General features: G+C 50.2%; 18 protein-coding genes. 7 read left to right on the top strand and 11 right to left on the bottom strand.

Annotated features, from left to right (window positions below; genetic code table 11):
- Window positions 1–11: 11 nt before the first annotated feature.
- The 3 genes from OGV75_RS09995 to prpB form a co-directional block, all read right to left on the bottom strand.
- Window positions 12–1,463 carry a bifunctional 2-methylcitrate dehydratase/aconitate hydratase gene (locus OGV75_RS09995; RefSeq protein WP_016155798.1) on the bottom strand — a complete coding sequence of 484 codons (1,452 nt, stop codon included), beginning with the start codon at window positions 1,461–1,463 and terminating at the stop codon, window positions 12–14.
- A 37-nt stretch (window positions 1,464–1,500) separates the two neighbouring features.
- Window positions 1,501–2,670 (bottom strand): bifunctional 2-methylcitrate synthase/citrate synthase, encoded by a 1,170-nt coding sequence (prpC, locus tag OGV75_RS09990; protein WP_016151947.1) that lies wholly within the window; start codon window positions 2,668–2,670, stop codon window positions 1,501–1,503.
- An 80-nt stretch (window positions 2,671–2,750) separates the two neighbouring features.
- Window positions 2,751–3,632: a methylisocitrate lyase gene (gene prpB, locus OGV75_RS09985; protein WP_016151946.1), complete on the bottom strand. Its 882-nt coding sequence runs from the start codon at window positions 3,630–3,632 to the stop codon at window positions 2,751–2,753.
- Between the two features lie 251 nt (window positions 3,633–3,883).
- Between prpB and prpR the strand changes: the two genes are divergently transcribed.
- Window positions 3,884–5,494 carry a propionate catabolism operon regulatory protein PrpR gene (prpR, locus tag OGV75_RS09980; protein WP_046275626.1) on the top strand — a complete coding sequence of 537 codons (1,611 nt, stop codon included), beginning with the start codon at window positions 3,884–3,886 and terminating at the stop codon, window positions 5,492–5,494.
- Window positions 5,495–5,526: 32 nt separating this feature from the next.
- On the opposite strand, the gene yahO is transcribed toward prpR, so the two are convergent.
- Window positions 5,527–5,802 (bottom strand): DUF1471 family periplasmic protein YahO, encoded by a 276-nt coding sequence (gene yahO, locus OGV75_RS09975; protein ID WP_016151944.1) that lies wholly within the window; start codon window positions 5,800–5,802, stop codon window positions 5,527–5,529.
- A 273-nt stretch (window positions 5,803–6,075) separates the two neighbouring features.
- Between yahO and OGV75_RS09970 the strand changes: the two genes are divergently transcribed.
- The 4 genes from OGV75_RS09970 (at window position 6,076) to OGV75_RS09955 (ending at window position 10,183) form a co-directional block, all read left to right on the top strand.
- Window positions 6,076–6,708 carry a LysE family transporter gene (locus OGV75_RS09970; protein ID WP_016151943.1) on the top strand — a complete coding sequence of 211 codons (633 nt, stop codon included), beginning with the start codon at window positions 6,076–6,078 and terminating at the stop codon, window positions 6,706–6,708.
- A gap of 79 nt (window positions 6,709–6,787) precedes the next feature.
- Window positions 6,788–8,176: a diguanylate cyclase gene (locus OGV75_RS09965; protein WP_286480615.1), complete on the top strand. Its 1,389-nt coding sequence runs from the start codon at window positions 6,788–6,790 to the stop codon at window positions 8,174–8,176.
- A 219-nt stretch (window positions 8,177–8,395) separates the two neighbouring features.
- Complete coding sequence (locus tag OGV75_RS09960; protein ID WP_032931024.1) at window positions 8,396–9,490, top strand: 4Fe-4S binding protein; 1,095 nt, start codon at window positions 8,396–8,398, stop codon at window positions 9,488–9,490.
- A 183-nt stretch (window positions 9,491–9,673) separates the two neighbouring features.
- Complete coding sequence (locus OGV75_RS09955) at window positions 9,674–10,183, top strand: hypothetical protein (RefSeq protein ID WP_223307927.1); 510 nt, start codon at window positions 9,674–9,676, stop codon at window positions 10,181–10,183.
- Between the two features lie 106 nt (window positions 10,184–10,289).
- Here OGV75_RS09955 and foxA read toward each other — a convergent pair whose 3' ends face one another.
- The 7 genes from foxA to pepT form a co-directional block, all read right to left on the bottom strand.
- Window positions 10,290–12,398, bottom strand: a complete 2,109-nt coding sequence (foxA, locus tag OGV75_RS09950; RefSeq protein ID WP_137367232.1) for a ferrioxamine B receptor FoxA — start codon at window positions 12,396–12,398, stop codon at window positions 10,290–10,292.
- 121 nt (window positions 12,399–12,519) lie between these two features.
- Complete coding sequence (locus OGV75_RS09945) at window positions 12,520–13,503, bottom strand: helix-turn-helix transcriptional regulator (protein WP_032931274.1); 984 nt, start codon at window positions 13,501–13,503, stop codon at window positions 12,520–12,522.
- A 286-nt stretch (window positions 13,504–13,789) separates the two neighbouring features.
- Window positions 13,790–15,358, bottom strand: a complete 1,569-nt coding sequence (locus OGV75_RS09940) for a methyl-accepting chemotaxis protein (RefSeq protein WP_101700580.1) — start codon at window positions 15,356–15,358, stop codon at window positions 13,790–13,792.
- Between the two features lie 208 nt (window positions 15,359–15,566).
- A complete protein-coding gene (locus OGV75_RS09935) occupies window positions 15,567–15,806 on the bottom strand; it encodes a hypothetical protein (protein WP_016151936.1) in 240 nt (79 codons plus the stop codon).
- Window positions 15,807–15,897: 91 nt separating this feature from the next.
- Window positions 15,898–16,533, bottom strand: coding sequence for a DUF2913 family protein (locus OGV75_RS09930; protein ID WP_016151935.1), 636 nt, complete (start codon window positions 16,531–16,533; stop codon window positions 15,898–15,900).
- Window positions 16,534–17,060: 527 nt separating this feature from the next.
- A complete protein-coding gene (dcuC, locus tag OGV75_RS09925; protein ID WP_279267460.1) occupies window positions 17,061–18,422 on the bottom strand; it encodes a C4-dicarboxylate transporter DcuC in 1,362 nt (453 codons plus the stop codon).
- Complete coding sequence (pepT, locus tag OGV75_RS09920) at window positions 18,419–19,675, bottom strand: peptidase T (RefSeq protein ID WP_016155790.1); 1,257 nt, start codon at window positions 19,673–19,675, stop codon at window positions 18,419–18,421. The genes dcuC and pepT overlap by 4 nt, the downstream gene beginning before the upstream one ends.
- Window positions 19,676–20,993: 1,318 nt before the next feature.
- Here pepT and OGV75_RS09915 point away from each other — a divergent pair.
- Together OGV75_RS09915 and OGV75_RS09910 are read left to right on the top strand one after the other, a co-directional pair.
- Window positions 20,994–21,251 carry a YjhX family toxin gene (locus OGV75_RS09915; protein ID WP_016151932.1) on the top strand — a complete coding sequence of 86 codons (258 nt, stop codon included), beginning with the start codon at window positions 20,994–20,996 and terminating at the stop codon, window positions 21,249–21,251.
- Between the two features lie 13 nt (window positions 21,252–21,264).
- Entirely contained in the window at window positions 21,265–22,011 is a 747-nt protein-coding gene (locus OGV75_RS09910) for an SAM-dependent methyltransferase (RefSeq protein WP_286480613.1), read from the top strand.
- Window positions 22,012–22,017 lie beyond the last annotated feature (6 nt).

Below are 22,017 nucleotides of genomic sequence, written 5' to 3'. Positions count from 1 at the left end.
TGAGTCGGGTTTCAGATAACAAACAAATCCATATACTCATTGACCGGCATCTGCTCCAGGCGAGTTCTGTCCAGGGAGACATCCAGAATGCGCTGCTGCTGACGGGTCGGGAACTGACGCGCCAGGTTGATTTTGAACTTCTCGACCAGCTTCGGCATCCCGTCGTTACGACGGCGCGCGTGGCCGATTGGGTACTCCACCACCACTTCTTCAAAACGTGAGCCATCGGTGAATTCCAGGGTGATGGCATTCGCGATGGCGCGTTTTTCAGGATCGTGGTAATCGGCTGTAAAAGCCGGATCTTCAAAGCAGTTGATCTTCTCGCGCAGGGCATCAATGCGTTTGTCCTGCGCCACGCCGTCTTCATAATCTGCCGCGGTTAAGCGCCCGAACAGCAGCGGAATGGCGACCATATACTGGATGCAGTGATCGCGATCCGCCGGGTTATTCAGCGGGCCTTTTTTATCGATGATGCGGATACAGGCTTCGTGCGTACGAATGGTCACTTTTTCGATATCCGCCGCCGTTTTCCCTGCAGCCTGTAGCTGCTCGTACAGCGTCATCGCTGCCTCTACCGCAGTCTGCGAGTGGAACTCGGCCGGGAAGGAGATTTTAAACAGCACGTTTTCCATCACATAAGAGCCGTACGGGCGCTGGAAGCGGAACGATTCGCCTTTGAAAGAGACGTCATAAAAGCCCCAGGTTTTCGCCGTCAGCGCAGACGGATACCCCATCTCACCGGTTTTCGCCATCAGTGCCAGACGTACCGCGCGCGAAGTTGCATCGCCAGCTGCCCAGGATTTACGCGTGCCGGTATTTGGCGCATGGCGATAGGTACGCAGCGACTGCCCGTCAACCCACGCCAGCGACACGGCGTTGAGGATTTCATCCCGGTTCAGGCCAAGCATCTCGGCGACCACCGCCGTGGAGGCCACTTTGACCAGCAGGACGTGATCGAGACCGACGCGGTTAAAAGAGTTTTCCAGCGCAATGCAGCCCTGAATTTCATGGGCTTTAATCATTCCGGTGAGCACTTTTTTCATGGTTAACGGCGCTTTCCCCACTGCTACCGCATTGCGTGACAGCCAGTCAGCCGTAGCCAGAATGCCGCCGAGGTTATCGGAAGGATGCCCCCATTCCGCGGCCAGCCAGGTGTCGTTAAAGTCCAGCCAGCGGATCATCGCGCCGATGTTAAACGCCGCCTGCACCGGGTCGAGCTGGAACTGGGTGCCCGGAACGCGCACGCCGTTCGGCACCACAGTCCCTGGGACTACCGGCCCCAGCAGTTTTTTACAGGCCGGATATTCCAGCGCTTCCAGGCCGCAGCCTAAGGTATCAAGCAGGCAATAATGCGCGGTGTCATACGCTACCGTCGAAGTGATCTCGTAATTCATGACGTAATCAACAATATCAACGATTTCACGGTCAAATTCCGGGCGGACGTTCGAAATATGTGCAGACATAACAAGGGTTCCTGTTTTTATATTTAGAGGTTTTGCATTAGCAACGCTGATCTATCGCGACAAAGACACGATCTTCCGGGCCGGTGTAATTGGCGGAAGGACGGATAATTTTGTTGTCCTGGCGCTGTTCAATGATGTGCGCCGCCCAGCCGGTGACGCGGGCGATGACAAACAGCGGTGTGAACATTTCAGTCGGGACGCCCATCATGTTGTAGGAGACTGCCGAGAACCAGTCGAGGTTGGGGAACATCTTTTTCGTTTCCCACATCACGTCTTCCAGACGGTCGGCGATGTTATACATTTTCAGCGAACCGCCTTCCTGAGAAAGCTGTTTCGCCACGCGCTTTATCACCTGATGGCGCGGGTCGGCGATGGTGTAAACCGGATGACCAAAGCCAATCACCACTTCTTTGTTTTCAACGCGTTTACGGATATCCGCTTCCGCTTCGTCTGGCGTTTCGTAGCGCTGTTGGATCTCCAGCGATACTTCATTCGCCCCGCCGTGTTTCGGACCACGCAATGCGCCAATCGCGCCGATAATCGCGGAATACATATCGGATCCGGTCCCTGCAATCACGCGGCTGGTGAAGGTGGAGGCGTTGAATTCGTGTTCGGCGTACAGCACCAGCGAAATATGCATCGCTTTTTCCCAGCTTCGCGACGGCTTTTCGCCATGCAGCAGATGCAGGAAGTGTCCACCAATGGAATCATCGTCAGTTTCCGGCTGAATACGCTCGCCGTTATGGCTGTAGTGATACCAGTACAGGAGAATAGAACTGAGCGATGCCAGCAGCTTGTCGGCAATATCGCGTGCGCCGGAAACGGTATGCCCTTCTTTTTCCGGCAACGTACAACCCAGCGCGGAGACGCCGGTGCGCATCACGTCCATCGGGTGCGAGGCAGCAGGCAGCGCTTCCAGAACGGTACGCACGTTTGCGGGCAGCCCGCGCAGCGCTTTTAATTTGCTTTTATAGGCGGTGAGCTCATCACGGGTGGGCAATTTCCCGTGGATCAGCAGGTGCGCGACTTCTTCAAATTCGCACTGCTGCGCCAGGTCGAGAATATCGTAGCCGCGATAGTGCAGGTCGTTACCGCTTTTGCCAACGGTACACAGCGCGGTATTTCCGGCGGCGACGCCTGACAGCGCAACCGATTTTTTAGGCTTAATGACATGGGTACTATTTTGCAGGATCGTTGTGTCGCTCATGTTGTCCTCGTCATTTTTATAATATGTAGGGTACAAATTTATTGCCGGATGGCAGCTACGCCTTATCCGGCCTACGACGGTTACTTCTTGGTATACAACGCGTCGAGTTTCTCTTCGAACTGGTAGTAATTGATGCTTTCGTACAGCTCGTTGCGCGTCTGCATAATGTCGATAACGCTCTTTTGCGTTCCTTCCTGGCGCAGCACGTTGTAAACCTTTTCCGCAGCGCGGTTCATGGCGCGGAAGGCCGACAGCGGATACAACGCCATCGCGACGTTCGCGCTGCGCAGTTCATCAGTGGTGAACAGTGGCGTAGCGCCAAATTCGGTAATGTTGGCGAGGATCGGCACCTGTACCGCATCGGCAAACTGACGGTACATGGCAAGCTCGGTAATGGCTTCCGGGAACAACATATCCGCGCCTGCTTCGACGTACGCCTGGGCACGATCGATGGCGGCCTCTAACCCTTCCACCGCCAATGCATCGGTCCGCGCCATGATCACAAAGTTGGGATCGGTACGCGCATCCACGGCGGCGCGGATCCTGTCGACCATCTCTTCTTTCGAGACGATCGCCTTGTTCGGGCGATGACCGCAGCGTTTGGCACCGATCTGATCTTCAATATGCAGCGCGGCGGCACCGGCTTTGGAAATTGACTTCACGGTCCGCGCCACGTTGAAGGCTGACGATCCAAAACCGATATCCGCATCCACCAGCAATGGCAGCGGGCAAACATCAGTAATGCGGCGAATATCGGTTAGCACATCATCAAGGGTAGAAATACCAAGATCCGGCAGACCCAGAGACCCAGCCGCGACGCCGCCGCCGGAGAGATAAATCGCCTGATATCCGGCGCGTTGGGCCAGCAGAGCGTGGTTGGCGTTGATGGTGCCAACGATTTGTAATGGGTTTTCTTTGCTGAGCGCGGCGCGAAACGCCTGCCCTGGGGAGTGTAGAGACATATCCCGTCCTTTGTTATCAACTTGTTATCATTCGTTGATTTATTTAAAGCAAGTGGTATGCCAAAGACCTTAATTTTTAATTATTTTATATATTTACCTTTAAAAACAATATATTAAATTAAATTTTTGTATCTTTGTTGCACAAAAGCGTGTCAGCTATCGTTTCATGAAACGTTCCTTCACGTTTCATTGCAACATTCATGAAACACAACTAAACCCTAATACTCGGTGCCTTACTTTTTAGGATGGTTATGGCTGATACGCATCTTCCGCCGCGGGTGAACGACGACAAACCGGTTATCTGGACCGTTTCGGTCACGCGCCTGTTCGAACTGTTTCGCGACATCAGCCTGGAGTTCGACCACCTGGCAACCATCACCCCTATTCAGCTTGGTTTTGAAAAAGCGGTGACGTATATCCGCAAGAAGTTAGCCACCGAGCGTTGTGATGCCATCATTGCCGCGGGTTCCAACGGGGCATATCTGAAAAGCCGTTTATCGATTCCGGTGATCCTGATTAAACCCAGCGGGTTTGACGTGCTACAGGCGCTGGCCAAAGCGGGAAAGCTCACCTCGTCGATTGGCGTCATTACCTATCAGGAAACCCTCCCCGCGCTGCTCGCTTTTCAAAAAACCTTCAATTTGCAGCTTGAACAGCGCAGCTATATCACGGAAGAAGATGCCCGTGGTCAAATCAACGAGCTGAAGGCCAGCGGCACGCAGGCGGTCGTCGGCGCGGGGTTGATTACCGACCTGGCAGAAGAAGCAGGCATGACCGGCATCTTTATCTATTCGGCGGCCACCGTGCGCCAGGCCTTTGTCGATGCGCTCGATATGACTCGTCTGACGCTGCGCAGAAACGGTCCGTACGTTTCCGGCGATACGCTGCGCACCCGCTATGCGCTGGGGGATATGCGCGGTCACTCGGCACAGATGGAACAGGTGCGGCACACCATTATGCTTTATGCCCGTTCGCGTGCACCGGTGCTGATTCAGGGCGAAACAGGCACGGGCAAAGAACTGGCGGCGCAGGCAATTCATCGTGAGTTTTTCACCCGTCAGGAGAACCGGCGCGGTAAACCTTCGCCGCCGTTTGTTGCCGTCAACTGCGGGGCAATCACCGAATCATTACTGGAAGCGGAGCTGTTCGGCTATGAGGATGGCGCCTTTACCGGCTCCCGTCGGGGAGGACGCGCGGGCCTGTTTGAAATCGCCCACGGAGGAACGCTGTTTCTTGATGAGATAGGCGAAATGCCGCTGCCGTTACAAACCCGACTGTTGCGCGTACTGGAAGAAAAAGAGGTCACCCGGGTCGGTGGACATCAGCCGATTCCGGTCGATGTACGGGTGATTAGCGCCACCCACTGTCATCTGGAGCAGGAGATAAAACAGGGAGAATTTCGCACCGATCTGTTTTATCGCCTGAGTATTTTGCGCCTCACGCTACCGCCGCTACGCGAGCGATTGCCCGATATCCTGCCGCTGGCGGAAGGCTTTTTAAAACAGTCGCTGGCGGAACTGGAGGTGCCGTTTTCTGAACCTGTGCGCAAAGGGCTGGGTCTGAGTCAACCGACGTTACTGAATTATGGCTGGCCAGGGAATATCCGTGAACTGCGTAATATGATGGAGCGCCTGGCGCTGTTTTTAAGCGTCGAGCCGCAGCCGGAGCTGAACGTACAATTCCTGCAGCAGCTGTTACCGGAACTGGCCGTTGCTGCTGACGCGCCGCAGGTATCCTCATCGCTGACGCCGCAGCAGGTGCTGGCGCAATTCAATGGCGATAAAACCGCGGCTGCCCGATATCTCGGGGTAAGTCGAACCACCTTCTGGCGCAGATTAAAAGAAAACCCGCCGATACAATGACCGGCGGGTATCGCGATTTTTACAGTAGCGTATTATTTTTTCTTGTAGATATTGGCTGTGCCATGGATTTTATTATCCGTTTGACCGGAGGTTAATACCACCACATCGGCCCCTTTCTCTTCTGCTTTCTTCAGCAGCTCTTCTTTAGCGTCTGAGACAGAAACTTCATTACTCGTTGAGATATCACCGATTTTTGTGTACTGCGACTCAACCTTTTCAAATTCAAGTTTTGTCATAAATTCCGCGGCATATGCGTTGGTCACGACAAAAGCTAATGCACCAATAAGTACTTTAATTCCAGTTTTCATAGACCAGCTCCAGGTTTTGTTATTACGCCATCATCGATCCCTGAACAGTACATAACGCGATTCAAGGATGATTAATAACTAGTCCAGCCTGGATAAAAAATCCACATTCAGCAGGAATATATAGAGATTTTGCGGCGCAGAAAAAACCGGTCACCGGGTAGCAGCGCGTCAACCTGTTCAAAGTTTCAATAGCCAGTGTGAGTTGATCCTCAGAACAGACAGCGCACTGAAATTATAGTGTTAACTTTATGAGAATCTGAGGAATTGTTGTCTATGGAACCTCTGCACGCCGTCGTACTCACCGTCAGCCTGTTTGTTTTAACTTTTTTTAACCCCGGCGCGAACCTGTTTGTGGTGGTGCAAACCAGCCTGGCGTCAGGGCGACGCGCGGGCGTGATAACCGGTCTGGGCGTCGCCTTAGGCGATGCGTTCTACTCCGGCCTCGGGCTCTTTGGCATGGCGACGCTTATTACTCAGTGTGAAGAGATTTTTTCGTTGATTAAGATTGTCGGCGGCGCCTATCTGCTGTGGTTCGCCTGGAACAGCATCCGGCATCAGGCTACACCGCAAATGCCAACGCTACAGCAGCCGCTTTCCGCCCCCTGGTATGTGTTTTTCCGCCGTGGGTTATTAACGGATTTATCTAATCCGCAAACCGTGCTGTTTTTTATTAGTATCTTCTCGGTCACCTTAAGCGCAGACACGCCAACGTGGGCCAGGTTGATGGCCTGGGCCGGCATTGTGTTGTCTTCCGTTATCTGGCGTATTTTTCTCAGCCAGGCGTTTTCGTTGCCCGCCGTGCGCCGTGCGTATGGCCGAATCCAACGGGTTGCCAGCCGGGTGATTGGCGCCATTATTGGTGTCTTCGCGCTCAGGCTTATTTATGAAGGTATTAGCCATCGATAAGAGAGTTTAACTTGACCATCGTGAGGTAATTGTCCGTAATACCGCCTGAATTTTTAATCGCACGTTGAGTGGCAGTAAGATGGAACAGGTTGAACCGGTAAACGACACATTACTCCTTACAGAATGGCAGGCGCTGTTACGTCAAACATCACCTGAAGTTCACACGCTCCTGACATCGTTAAGCGATGAAGAGATCCGCCATTTAGTATCCGTTTTTTATGACTATATGCTCTCCCATGCGGAGAGCGCATTGTTCCTCAATACAGAACAGGTCAGTACCCGCCTCAGCGGCAGCATGTTTGACTGGCTGCGCAGCGTACTTGGCAGCGCCCACGAAGATCTCTCACAACTGCTGGCCAAACAGCGCAAAATTGGTGTGGTGCATGCCCGTATCGGCCTGCCCATCGATCTGGTCAACCGCGGCGCGCGCAAGCTGAAAGATGAGCTGTACAGGGTGTTAAAAACAAAGGCGGATTCCACTCCCGCCTTGCTGAGCGATGCTATCTGTTTCAGCAGTCTGGCAATGGATACTGCGCTGGAGGCCATGACGGTCTCCTATTCCCCCAGTTTTCAAAACTCTATGCACACGCAGGAGCAGTACCGTCTACAGACTATTTACGATGACGTTAACGTCGAGCGCGAGCGGCAAATCCGTTCGTTTACCGACTGGGAAAACCAGTTTATTTATAACATCGCCACCGGAATGCCTTTCGGTGAGATGGTGTTTCTGGCGAATTCTGACTTCGGTATGTGGTTATCACATAAGGGAAAACATATCCTCGGCAACAGCAATCTGCTGAATAAGATGGAATCACTGATTGCAGAGATCGACAGCCGTCTGACAACAACCCTGTCGCATCAGCATCAGCCGACAGAACCCGAGCGGATGAGCTTATTGCAGGATGTACGCCAGCTATCGGCAAAAATCCATTTCCTGCTCGCCTCAATGTTCGACGCGCTGGTTAAGCAGGAAAATGGTAAAGATTCGCTGACCCAGTTGCTTAATCGCCGCTTTATTCCGACCATCATGCGGCGCGAGATCTCGCTGGCGTTACATACGCGTAAGCCTTTTACCCTGGCGATGCTGGATATCGACTACTTCAAGCAAATTAACGATAACTTCGGGCATAATACTGGCGATCTGACGCTCAAAAACGTCGCGGCGGTCATTTACGATCATATCCGCAGCAGCGATTACGTGTTCCGCTACGGTGGCGAAGAATTTATGATTCTGCTCGTCGAGTCAGATGAATCACAGGCCAGTATTATTCTGGAAACGCTACGTATGAAAATTGCCGAGATGCGCATGGCAGCCTCAGCGACAGAAACGTTTTCTATTACCGTCAGTATTGGTATTGCCGAATATGACTATCATCCCGACTATAAACAGTTGGTTGATAAAGCCGATCGCGCACTTTATCTGGCGAAAAGTAATGGCCGCGACCGCGTTGAGGTTTATCAGGAATAATCGTTGCCCTGCAGAGAAATAAATACCCCGTTCAGGGTATTTATCTGACCTGTGATAAATATCGGGCTGTTATTATTTTTCAGGCATATTGGCATGAAGAAAATAACAGCCGCGTAATAAGATGCAAATCAAATACACCAAATCTGAATAGCGCTAGCATATCCCGGTGATGACGCCTTCTGAATGCAGAAGGGGAAATATGAGGGATACTATAAAACCATGAACGGGAAGATGAGAACGCGCTGGCAGCGCCGCCCAGGCACGACCGGGGGCAAACTGCCGTGGAATGACTGGCGCAACGCCAGCAGCTGGCGAAAAGCCACCCAGTTTCTCCTGCTGGCTATCAATATTTATATTGGCGTGGCGTTCTGGTATTGGGTCCGCTATTTCGAAACCGCCGGCACCAGCGTTTATATTCCAAGGCCCGGCGGTATTGAGGGATGGCTGCCGATAGCGGGTTTGATGAATTTCCGCTATACGCTAGAGACCGGTTTTCTTCCGCCCATCCATGCCGCCTCTATGCTGCTGTTAGTTGCGTTTATCCTGATTAGCCTGTTGTTAAAAAAAGCTTTCTGTTCATGGTTATGCCCGGTGGGGACGCTTTCCGAACTGCTCGGTAATCTGGGGAGAAAATTATTCGGTCGTAACTTTACGCTGCCGCGCTGGCTGGATATCCCGCTGCTCAGCCTGAAGTATCTGCTGCTGGGGTTTTTCTTGTATATCGCCCTGTCGATGCCCGCCCAGGGGATTCAGTACTTTCTGACGTCAGCCTATGGAATCATCATCGATGTGAAGATGCTCGATTTCTTTCGCCATATTGGCTCCGCCACGCTCATCTCTGTGGTGGTTATCAGTCTCCTGAGCCTGTTTATTCGCAACGCCTGGTGTCGTTATCTGTGTCCTTACGGCGCACTGCTTGGTCTGTTCTCGCTGTTCTCGCCGTTTAAAATCCGCCGCAACGCCGACAGTTGCATTGATTGCGGGAAATGCGCGAAAAATTGCCCATCGAAAATCCCGGTAGACAGACTGATTCAGGTGCGTACTGTGGAATGCACTGGCTGCATGACCTGTGTTGAATCCTGTCCGGTGGCTTCAACGCTGAGCTTTTCCCTGCAGACACCGCCGGGTGCAAAAGGCAGCGGTAAAGCGTTATGGCGACAAACGGCACTGTCGGGTGTTGCCATGACAATACTGGTGCTGGGGATTCTGTTTGCCACTATTGGTTACGCGGTATATGCCAATGTCTGGGATACGCCGGTACCGGACCACCTGTATTTCCAGTTGATCCCGAAAGCAAAAATGATCGGCCATTAATGCTTTACCAGTATGCTCAAAACCCCTGCCAATTCTGGCAGGGTTTCCTGCCTGTAACGCCATTTTAAGACTATTGCACTTGTGTCATCGTGCCCCCGTTTATACAACCTTAAATATCACCCGTAATCATTTTTTTATTATGTTATGGGCGACTGGGACCACAATAATGAACGGGATAACATCATGACTAAAATAAAACTGGCGCTGCTTTTACCTCTGTTTCTGGCGGGTTGTACGGTAAGCGATGGAGAATTAAGAAACGCTTACGCTCAGCGTTATCAACAGCCCGCCGCTTATGTCGATATCTATAAACAGAAAATAGCAGGCATGGATATTAATGCGCTGGCCCAATATGCCGCAGCAGAAGATAAGAAAAAAATGCGTGGGCAGCCAAGACTTAAAATCGACGAATTCATTACCATTGAAAATGTGCAGGCGAAAGGAAATCGGGTGGTCTACGATTACTCGCTGTCCGAGAGCTGGCTGGCGCTGTCCGCAGATAAACAGCGTGAAAAGCAGACCAATATGAATAAAGACCTGATCTACCGTACCTGCTCGCTGGAAACGGTACGTCTGGCGCAGGCTAAAGGGTTGGAAGAAGAGCATAACTATTACAGCCAGTACCCAGACAAAGTCGCCTTTACCCTGAGAACCAGCGCGCAGATTTGTATGCAAAACGGTTTTACACAATAACCGCAATCCCCCAGCCTGATGGCGCTGCGCTTATCAGGCCTACAATTTGCACGCATCTGTAGGCTTGATAAGACGCCAGCACCGCCATCCGGCTAAAAAACGATACTTAGAACTTCCATGAAACGCTGCCGACAATGCTGCGCTCGGCGCCGAAGTAGCAGTATGAGAGCGAATTACAAGCCGCAACGTAGCGCTTGTCAGTCAGGTTGTTGACGTTCAACTGAGCGCTCAACCCTTTAATACCGATATTCGTTAAGTCGTAGCCAATTGCCATATCCACCAGCGTGTAGGACGGCAGAGTGTGAGTATTCAGGCGATCGCTGGCAATACCGTTGACATAACGCACGCCTGAGCCCAGCGTCAGGCCATCCAGCGGACCGCTTTTCACATCGTAGCTCAGCCAGGTACTGGCCTGGTTACGCGGTGCGTACACTGCGCGCTTACCCTGCTCTTCCGGGCTGCTTTTCTTATAGCGAATGTCGGTATAGGTATACGCCGCCTGCAGACGGAAGCTCTCCGTCAGTTGGCTAATGGCCTCCAGCTCCACCCCTTCAGACTCAATTTCCCCAATCGAGCGGTACGGATCGGTCGGCTCTTCTTTGGTGGCAATATTCGTCTGATTGATACGGAATACCGACGCGCTAAACTGACTGTTGAGTCCTTCCGGCTCATATTTCAGCCCGGCTTCCCACTGCTTGCCTTTCATCGGATCCAGCAGATTGCCGTTCTCATCGGCAAAGCTGGTTGGCGTAAAGGCGGTGGAATAACTCACATACGGCGCAAAGCCGTTATCGAACAAATAGAGCAGCGCAGCACGGGTGCTGAAGTTGTTTTTGTCCAGATCGCTACGGGTATCGTTGATCTTATCAATGTTAGAAACGCTGACCTGATCGTAGCGACCGCCGAGCGTAATACGCCAGCGATCCCATGACATCTGATCCTGCAAATAGTAGCCTGTCTGGCGCAGCTTGTGCTTCTCACGCGCATACATGTTGATGTAATCAGGCTGCGCGCCGTATACCGGGTTAAAGGCGTCAATCGGCGGGAATGCACCGTAGTAACCGGTGGTATTGTTGCTGCGATCCTGATAATCGATCCCCACCAGCACACGGTGGTTGACCTGCCAGGTATCAAAGCTGCCGTCGAGTTGGTTATCCAGCGTAATCGCTGACATTTTTTCATCGGAGCCGGAGTAGCCGCGGTTAAGCTCGGTTTCATTCAGCCAGCCCGCCGCATACACCTGATTCAGCTCAACGTCGGTATGCAGGTAGCGCAGTTTTTGCCGCACCGACCAGCCGTTATCAAACAGGTGCTCAACGTTGTAGCCCACCATGTTTTCACGGCGATCGTATTTGTCGTAATCATCCTCGCCTTCGTAAAAGGTGTTGGAGATCTTTTGCCCGTAATGCGGAACTACAGTGCCGTCATACGGCAGACCGGAGTGGCTTCCGCCTTCCGGGTCACGGTGCAGATAGGCCATCAGATCCAGACGCGTCTGGTCGGTGATGCGCCAGGTCAGGCTGGGCATCAGCGCATAACGTTCTTCCTTCAATGGGCCAAACTGCGAGTCCGCGTAACGCGTCATTCCACTCAGTCGTGCCGCCACGCGATCGTTATCATCCAGCGCCCCGGTGACGTCAAACGCCGCGCCGCGCTGGTTATTGTTGCCAGCAAACAGTTTCACTTCTCCGCCGGCATCAAACGACGGCTTACGTGATGTCAGCGCGACAATACCGCCCGGAGAAGAACGGCCATACAGTACGGAAGCCGGGCCGCGTACCACTTCGATATCTTCGAGGAACCACGGATCGACCACCAGCGAGCTGTGTGAGTTGGTGTCCCCCATCATCTTCAGGCCATCGAGATAGACGTTGTCCAGGCTACCATCCGAGAAACCACGCAGCACAATATAGTCAAAGCGGTTGGAGGCACCAATCTGATTGCTGTACACCCCCGGCGTATAGCTCACGGCCTGGCGCACGCTGGTGGCGCCCTGCTCTTCAAACTGTTCACGGGTAATGATCGATACCGACTGAGGCGTTTCAATATCCGGCGTGGCGAGCTTCGTGGCCCCGCTTTGCATTTGCGAGGTGACAACCACCGTATCGTTTTTTGTTGTTTCCTGCGCCAGCAGAGGAAAAGCCACGCTACCGGTCACCCATCCCACCAATAGCGCCAACCGAGTCTTCGCGAACATGAATATCTCCAAAGGCATGTCTAATTGTAAGTGAGAATTATTACCTTTTTGCTAACGGAGATAGCTATGCAGGATGCCAGGTTGCCTATGCGCAGTGCCAAATTGTCGGGAAGGCACGTGCGAAAAACGTAAAAATGGATTAGCAAAGTTTGAGCACATCGCCAGGCGAAAAGCCGTAACGACGCCGAAATGCGGTAGAGAAGTTGGTAGCATGTTGATAACCCGACATCCAGGCCGCCTGCTGTACGCTGTATCCTTCCAGTAAATAGCCGCGCGCGCGTTCCAGACGGCAATCACGCAGGTAGTCAAAGACGGAACAGCCATAGGCCGCACGGAACTTGCTGCGCAGGCTGCTGGGGCTCATCGCCGCGCGTTGGGCCAGGGCATTGAGGGTGTAGTCATTTTCGGGACTCTGCTCCAGCAGACGACGAACGACCTCCAGCCGCTGCTGTTCACCGCTTGCCGCAAGCCGCTTGCCACTCTCAACCTGACACACGCTGAGGCCATGGCCGAACAGTTGTAATATCAGCCCTTCCAGCATCAGTTGGCGAGAAACATGGCCGATCGTGCTCCGCTGCGCATACTGCAGGCCGCTGAGTAAAAACCCCGGCACCTGCCAGATAAGCGTCGGCGTTTCGCATCTTTCCCACTCACGCATCAACGATTCGAGCAACCCCGTGCGCCACGCGCCGTCGGGATACAGACCGAGCGATAACGTGCGCAGTTTGCAGTCAGCATGATGGCGGGCACGCATCGTCTGATGCTCGCTCAGGCGTGAGCTAAACGCCATCCCGGAACGTACCACATGCTCCTGCCCGTTGAGCGTCAGGATGACGCAGCCTTCCAGAACCACCAGCATATACAGAGGACTGCTGTGGCGGGAGGTGGTTTCGTAGGGTTGTAGCACCTGCACATCAGAGTGCGTGACACACATCCCGCAGGGGAGCGTCATCTCCTCAACCTCCCCCTGCAGAACGGGGCTGCAAGACGACAAATCCGGCTTTTGCGCCAGCAGGGGAAAACGGTAATCGATCCCGTAACGCTCACCAAAATCCATAAACTCGCTGACGGAGAAGGTGCGGGCTACGCGTCTGGACGTATTCAGGGCGGTGGTGTTGTTCATGCTGTCTTCTGCACAGGAAATGGGATTAACGGTTGATAACTGAAGCAACATTACCATTACCTGTACAACACAACAATAATAATGAGAATTATTATCAACATGACGTATGCGATTTCAAATCGCGTTGGAGAACGTCATTCCCGATATTTTTCTCACGCAGCTCATCAGGCAACATTGACACCTGATGAACTGCGGTCTGTGAGCCGTGTGCAGCTCAACCTTTCTCACTGTCATAAACGGGCACGTCAAACGCACCTCGATACCCGCCGAGTTTGTACTCTATTTATTATGCTGAAGGCTGGTTTTCCTCCACCTGGAACACCGCCACAGCCTGGGATAGCATTGCCGACTGCTCTTCCACACTGCCTGTCGTGGCGGCTATCTCCTCAACCAGCGAGGCGTTTTGCTGAGTCACTTGCTCCATTTGCGTTACCGCAACCCGGATCTGTTCGATGCCGCGACTCTGTTCCCCCGAGGCTCCAGAGATATCTTCCATTAAGACATTAATGTTGCGTATTGCCTTCGCAATATCCGCCATCATGGCGCCACTGTTTTCGGCTATCTCTACCCCTTCCTTGACGCTAATTGCCGCTTTGGCAACCAGTTCACTGATTTCTTTCGCCGAGGAGGCGCTGCGCTGAGCAAGCGTTCGGACTTCGCTCGCCACAACGGCAAACCCACGCCCGGACTCACCAGCGCGTGCGGCTTCCACCGCCGCGTTTAATGCCAGGATATTGGTTTGAAAAGCAATACTATCAATAACATTGGATATTTCGTTCACGCCTTGCGCATTACGGCTGATCAGGTGAATTTTCTCAACCATATCACTCATTAAACGCTCGCCACGCAATGCCATTTCCGTGCTTTCGCTGGTCATGACGGATGCCTGATGTGACTTATCAGTATTATTTTTTGTTGTGACTGAAATCTGCTCCATACTGGCCGCCGTTTCAACGACTGCCGCAGCCTGCTGTTCCGTTCTGGTTGATAAATCGGAATTACCGGAAGCAATTTCCTGCATACCGATATTAATAGACTCAACGCCATCGCGAATAGTGCTGACAGTCTCCCGCAGGCCTTTTTGCATATTATGCAAATTTAAGCACAGTACGCCGATTTCATTGTTACCCGACACCTTAACAGGATGGCTGAGATCGCCTTTACCAATCCGCGCAAAATGCTCAGAAACGATTTTTAAAGGCTGAATGATGGTCCGGTTCAACCAGAAATTACAGATAAAGAAGATAAGTACCGTAATGACCAGGATCACGGATACTTTCAGGATCGAGGTATTAAACTGAACGTGTGTTTGTGCAACGATCTTCTCACCAATCAGCATTGTTGATTTGTAATAATTCGTCACTTCGTTATCGAAATTTTTGCGAGCCGCGAGCAGTTCCGCATTAGCATTTTCTTGTGCATTAATAATACTGTTGCTGGAAAGCATCTGATTTAATGTATCAATAGACTTTTGCTCAGCATTCATTTGTTGCTCAAAAGCCGTTCTGATGACTTTACCGATTTGCGGATCGTCAGCCGTCAATCCAGGAATACCCCAGAAAATATCGAACTGTTTTCTGGCATACGCCATCTGCTCTTGCATTTGATTCACTGTCTGTCGGGCATCGGTCGCATTATGTTGTTGAATATTATCACGAACGCTTCTGACTTTATAAACAGCCTCAACGACCTTATGCAGGGTATCCTGCTCCTTAATGATGTTATGTAGTAATAACGTATTTTTTTGATTTCCTTTGAGATCAACTAACTCAAATCCATTGGAAAAGAACTGCATGAAGGTAAATAACAACAGTAATAATAACAGGCTGGTTTTAATTCTCATATTTTTTAACATTTAAACATCTCCATAACAATAAAAATCCTCTACGACTTAATTGTTATCGACACATCACGCAATACCTTAACCTGTAAAATGGTTAATTATTAGAAAGTTTCCGCATTCATTCTTAGGTAATAAATTAATTACTCAGGGGGACATACTGCGATAAACAGCAGCCCTCTAACATTGGCAAAAATAAGGCCAAAACTATTCAACATTAATATTATTTATGGATATAAACGGTAATGTCTTTCTGACTATCGACAGGCACCCGCACCCAGGACAACGAATCGACGGTGATCGGTGCCATTTCATTTTCTAAACGTAACAACGGCGTGCTGGCGTCTGGCACACCTGTACTTTCAGTTATCTCGAGAACGCCCCGAAAAGAAATGGACACACTGTCTGGAATATCAGACAACCTTATCCATTCGTTGGCAATCACTAACTTTCGAGTAAACATTCGCTGTCCTTGGCGCGTGGTTTCTATCCGATAAATTTACAAGTTGATCAATCTATTCTTTGCATTAACAGCACATTGTCCACATCGTCAGTTAAGCATTACTTACCAGAAGAAAATGGAAGTGATAAAACTCATTTGAAACGTGTTTTACAAATTCAGCCGGAAGGTTATGTTTAATGAACGTTAACTTTGCAAACTCAACATCGCCATATACCCGGATACAGAAGGGTTTGACAATCTCACCCTGCACGCCAAAACACGCCTGCAGCCGAGTGTCATCCATAAAAATAAAATTACCTTCTCTTACCTTAATCTTTTCATGCAGATCTCGCCATTTCTCTGGCGTAAGCAGAAAGCTTTCCCAGCCATTATTTCTCAACACCTCAATCGTATGAGTAAACTTAAAATAGTCGTTTTGCATCGATACATCGCCACTCGAAGTCGAGTATAGATATTCTATTTTAAATTTAAGTTGTGCATTGAGGCTTTTTTTCTTCCCTTCATCTATTAGCCATTGAAGTTCATTGATTACATTCCTTGAGAAGAGCTTTCTTTTTTTAGCGATGGCCAGCCATTGCATAATAAAAAGATGCTCTGACATTTTAGAATGAATCTTACGGTCCCGTATTGCGATACCAATTGCTACCAATGCACTCCAGGTAAACGCTTCCAGGTCATCCTGATAATGGTGTCGTAACGTACTAACTTTTCCTGAATCCCTTACCACTTAAACCTGCCCAAATAAATCATTATTACATGTAAATCTTGCATTATTTCATTTTAAAAAATACTACAACTAAAAACATCAAAATATGATCCAGATTAATTTATCCCTATGTAATAAAATTGCAAACTTAACACATCACTCTTATTAATAATTGATGCCCGGGTGGCTCAGCGATAAATAATAAGAATTATACGATAAAGATAAAAACTAATAATACTCACAGGTTATCAATTCCACCTACTGTTAAAAATATGATCACCATAAAACTTCAAAAATTGCTGATTAGAAGAAATATCCTGATAGTTTTGACCAGACACACCAGACAAACACCCATTTCAACGCTAAACAGCCATTAAACATCCTAATGAAATCGCATTTTATCCTCCGCTGAGCGACAGTCAGCCTCACAGTAGCAGGCAAGGCTTTTTATACAGGTATCAGTAATATTAACGCTTTTAAATTTCGCCTAATTCAAAAAGCCAACCTCCGGATTCAATGAACCGGAAGTTGGCTTGTCGCTGGTACGGTTAATAGAAAATACCGATGATCAGGGTGTGAGTAACGAACCCCACAATCAGCGGTACGGCGGTACGCTTCACCACATCGAATGGGGTTATTTTCGCTCCGCTGGAAACGGCAATCACGACGCCGGATACCGGTGAAATGGCCCGTCCCATATGCGATGCCTGCTGCATCGGCAGGATCATGGCAACGGCGTTAGCGCCCATACTGGCGGCAATTTGCGGGATGAGCTCAACGAAGGCGAGGAATGGCGCATTCCCCGACCCCATAATGATAGCCGCGGCCAGCGTCACCAGCGCAAATACTACCGCCATGGCAAACGGCGGTAATCCCACGTGTTCGGCCATCAGAATGAGCTGATCGATCGCACCGATGACTTTAATTCCGTGAGCAAAAACCCCTGCCGCAACCAACAGTCCAACCACACCGGTAAACGCAGTGCCCATTCCTTTCAGGAAATGGCTGAAACCTTCGCAGACCGACTTTAAATCACGCACCCGCAGCCATTCAATCAGCATACAGATGGTCATTGAAATGAGGACAATGGTGATAATATTCAGGTTGATACCCCTGACGAACATTTCGGATGACCCTACTGCCATCAGTATCGGAAGCATGGGGAGCAGCGCGTAAAAAGCCGGGGATTGTCCTGAATCAGTCACTTCTGCGCTACCGATTTCCCGCGGTAACGTCCCTGCTTTACGGTCGCAATGCCGCTGCCAGAAAAAATGGCACACGCCGACAACCAGAACCGTTGCCAGCGCGGCGGGTCCCTGGTGGTAAACAACATATTCCACTACATCCATATTCACTGCTTTAGAGCCCCTGATAGCATCGATTGCCGTCGGGGTGTAAGCCACGCCAAGCGAAGTAGCAATGACCCCGGCAGCCGAGGCCGCTGAGAGCCCTAACCCCAGCATAATGGGGAACATCGTCCCCATCAGCAACACGGCAAGCCCGGTTGCAGAAGGAATGGCCAACTGCAGGAGGCTGGCGAGCAGGTAGGAGAAAAAGAGGAGCACATAGGGCGAACGCAGCGCCCGTAAGGGTTTCGTTACTACCCGCACGACCGCCTCATTTGCGCCGATATGATCCATGTAATGCGCAAATCCCATTAACGCCATGATCATCAGGCCGAGATCGGCGGCGCGCGTGCTGAAGAGATCGCGCATTACCTCGAAAGGATCGAGAAAGGAAATTCCCGTACTGGCAACCCCCTTCGGTAATACGGAACCCCATCCGGTTAACGCGGTGCAAATCATCAAGACTAAGCCCGCAATGAAGAGCACCGGTTCAGCGCGGTAACCTTTCAGAATCAGACGCGCGACCACCACGATCACCAGAAGTGCGATTAACACCTGAATCATGACTGAGCTCTCCGCTGCGCGAACTCAGTATAAGTTTCCTCAATCACCGCCACCACCACATCACTGGCAGCCCGCAGAGAACGCACCGGCAGATACTCATAAATTGAATGGAAGTTATGAGCACCGGTAAAAATATTCGGGCACGGCAATCCTTTCTGCGACAGTACCGCGCCATCATACCCGCCACGCATGGCGACAGGTGCGGGCGTTATGCCGCATTTCTGATACGCGCGGAATGCAATATCAATCGGGTAGTGAGCGTCCCCCTGCAAACTGTTCAACACATTCGCGTAGCGATCGGCTAAATGACAGACCACGCTGTTTTCCCCCCACAGGGCACAGGTGCTGACGGCAAGCTGGCGAATAAACGCCATACGCGCCTTATAACCTTCTTCACTGAAATCGCGGATATCCAGCTTAAGTACCGTGCGGGCGCTGTTACCCTGTAGCTGTTTTACCCAGTAATACCCTTCGCGCCCTTCCGTATATTCAGGCGCTTCTCCCCCTGGGAGCATGGCAATAAACTTATGCGCCATCAGCAGCGAATTCTTTAACTTACCTTTGGCCGACATCGGGTGTGCGGACTGGCCGGTAAAGATGATTTCCGCATCGCCCGCATTCCAGTTCTCGTAAACAAACTCACCGATACCGCAACAATCCAGGGTATAGCCAAAATCAGCACCAAACGCGGCAACATCAAACGCTTTTGCGCCACGCAAGCCCTGTTCCTCATCCGGGACAAAACCCACTTTTACCGGCCCATGTTTTATTTCCGGGTGTGCGACCAGATACTCAAGAGCATTCATAATCGCGGCGATGGCTGCTTTATCATCAGCGCCCAACAGACTGGTCCCGTCGGTCACCAGTAGGTCATCACCGATATAATTTTTCAGTTCCGGAAATTCACTTTCGCGCAGGTAAATATTCAGCTCTTTGTTCAGGCATAAATCCCCGCCGTGATAATGCAGGCGCTGTGCTTTGGTGTCTGCCGTCTGTTCCGCACTGGTATCCAGATGACCAAAAAAAGAGACCACCGGGATCGTGTCATCAGTATTTGCAGGTAAGGTTGCCGTCACTATAGCGGTATCCCTGACCTCAATGTTTTCCATTCCTAATGCTTCAAGTTCTGCTGCAAGCAGTTTTGCCAGTTCCATTTGACCAGGAGAAGAAGGCATTATCCCATTAGCGCCGTTTTCCCTTGATGTCGTGGTATTGATTTTCGTGTAGTTAATAAAGCGTTCAACAATATCCATTCCAGGAGATCCTTTAATGTATCATTTATGAGGTACTGCGAGAGGTGTTCTGCATGCAGCGTGGGGTAAGTAATCTGAGAACCAAATAAAATCAGCGCTCATCCCAGAACGCTGATTTTATGGGCATTACGACAACGATTTATATAAAGGAAGATAAAAAGGCCAGTGATTATACCTGCGATTAAAAAACTCCTTTCTGATTGATAAAATCATATTCCCTGTCTGTTTTTACTGCTATTTCCCATGGTGTTAAGCTAACAGAAGTCATAAACGGCATCCCTATACCTATGAGATAATAGAAATCATTTAGATTCCTGTACTCTGTACTGGCATAAGACATACCATCGCTATATTTTTTTAATGAACGAATACTGTATCAGCAACATGCAACCGTTTGCACCTCTCTACAAATAGCCACTTCGCGCACTAAAATCCGTGAACAAAATCACAATTACCTCAAAAGCAAAAAACTTCTATCGTGCTGAAAAAAAGGCAGTTATAAGGAAAGCTATATAATACCCACATAAACATAGCCAGAATTATACTATTCACTATGAAATAGATTCAGGCTGATACTATTTCAATATTGCCGTAGGGGTCAGTAGAGCTAAATCGTCGTAATCAATAATGTTTAACATCAATAACGATAATATTAAAAATTCTATTTATGACGATAAGCTAAATAATATGCAGGCAAAAAAAACCTCTCCCCCGAGAAGAGATTCAGGGCAGAGGTAATACGGGTGTTAAGGACATACTTATAGTTTTAATGATAACAGAAGCGCTTCTTGCAGGACCGATTATACACACTTAGCCACGTTAAGAAAATTCTTAAAAACATTAAATTGCAAATTTCATTTAAAACCACAATTATGATAAAGGAGCATTTATCAAAGAACAAAATTAACCAGCAAAAAGAGTAAATCATACTAATCAATGAGGTGATAAAAAAAGAATAGCAATGCTGTATGGCTACCGATAGCGTTTCTGGCGACGCTGAAACATTAAATTAATTTAATGAACAAATGCGATTTACATAACGAGAATTAAAAAGTCATTAAATAAAAGAAATACAATTTTTCGTTACAGATCACACTTCCACTACAAGGAAGTTCCCCTACTGTTTCTTGCAGGTATGATTCAGCATGTAAATACCTTTCAACTCAACCCGAGGCTTTGATGCTGGAGAATGTAATCATCTGATAATCAGCTTCCCGACCTTTTCAGGCCGGACTGGTTATCAATGCGCCGAATTCGAATGCGGACACCGCTGTGTGTTTGCACGTTTTGCACATGATGATTAAACAGGTTTTCCAGTATGAATTTATCCCGTCAGGAACAACGTACCTTACACGTTCTCGCCAAAGGTGGCCGTATTGCTCACGTCCGCGATGCCTCTGGCCGCGTCACTTCCGTCGAATGCTATAGCCGTGAAGGGTTGCTGCTCTGCGACTGCACGCTCGAGGTGTTCAAAAAGCTCAGAACCAAGAAACTGATCAAATCCGTCAATGGTCAGCCCTACCGTATTAATACGACCGGCCTGAACAACGTTCGCGCCCAACTTGATAATCGCTAAAGGAGAGAGAGAGATGGATATCCCGAAGATTTTTACCATCAGCGAAAGCGCACATCGCATTCATAATCCGTTCACCGCACAGAAATACGCCACGTTAGGCCAGGTTTTACGGATGGCACCGGGAACACGCATTCTGGACCTCGGCAGCGGTTCGGGTGAGATGTTGTGCACCTGGGCACGCGATCACGGTATTTCCGGCGTGGGTATCGATATGAGCCGGCTGTTCAGTGAGCAAGCCACCCTGCGGGCCAAAGAGTTGGGTGTCAATGAGCACGTGCGTTTTATTCATGCCGATGCAACAGGTTATATCGCCGAAGAAAAATTCGATATTGCCGCCTGCGTTGGTGCGACCTGGATTGCCGGCGGCGTCGCTGGAACGATCAGACAACTGGAACTAAGTCTCAAACCAGGTGGGATCATACTCATCGGCGAACCGTACTGGCGTCAGACGCCTGCAACGGAGAGCATCGCCCAGGCTTGCGGCGCGACTTCAGTGACCGATTTTCTTTCTCTGCCAGAGCTCGTTTCATCTTTCGACCTGCTCGGTTATGACGTGGTTGAAATGGTACTGGCTGACCAGGAGGGTTGGGACAGATACGAGGCGGCCAAATGGCTGACGATGCGCCGGTGGCTGGAGGCAAATCCGGACGATGAATTTGCCCCGGAAGTCAGAGAGCAACTGAGGAGTTCACCAGCACGCCACGTAGCCTTCACCCGGGAGTACATTGGTTGGGGCGTGTTCGCACTCATACAGAGGTAATATCTA

The organism is Citrobacter sp. Cb028 (genome assembly GCF_030336705.1).
Taxonomy (GTDB): Bacteria; Pseudomonadota; Gammaproteobacteria; order Enterobacterales; family Enterobacteriaceae; genus Citrobacter; species Citrobacter braakii.
Note: the sequence above shows the minus strand (reverse complement) of the source record. Positions and strands in the feature narration are given on the sequence as shown.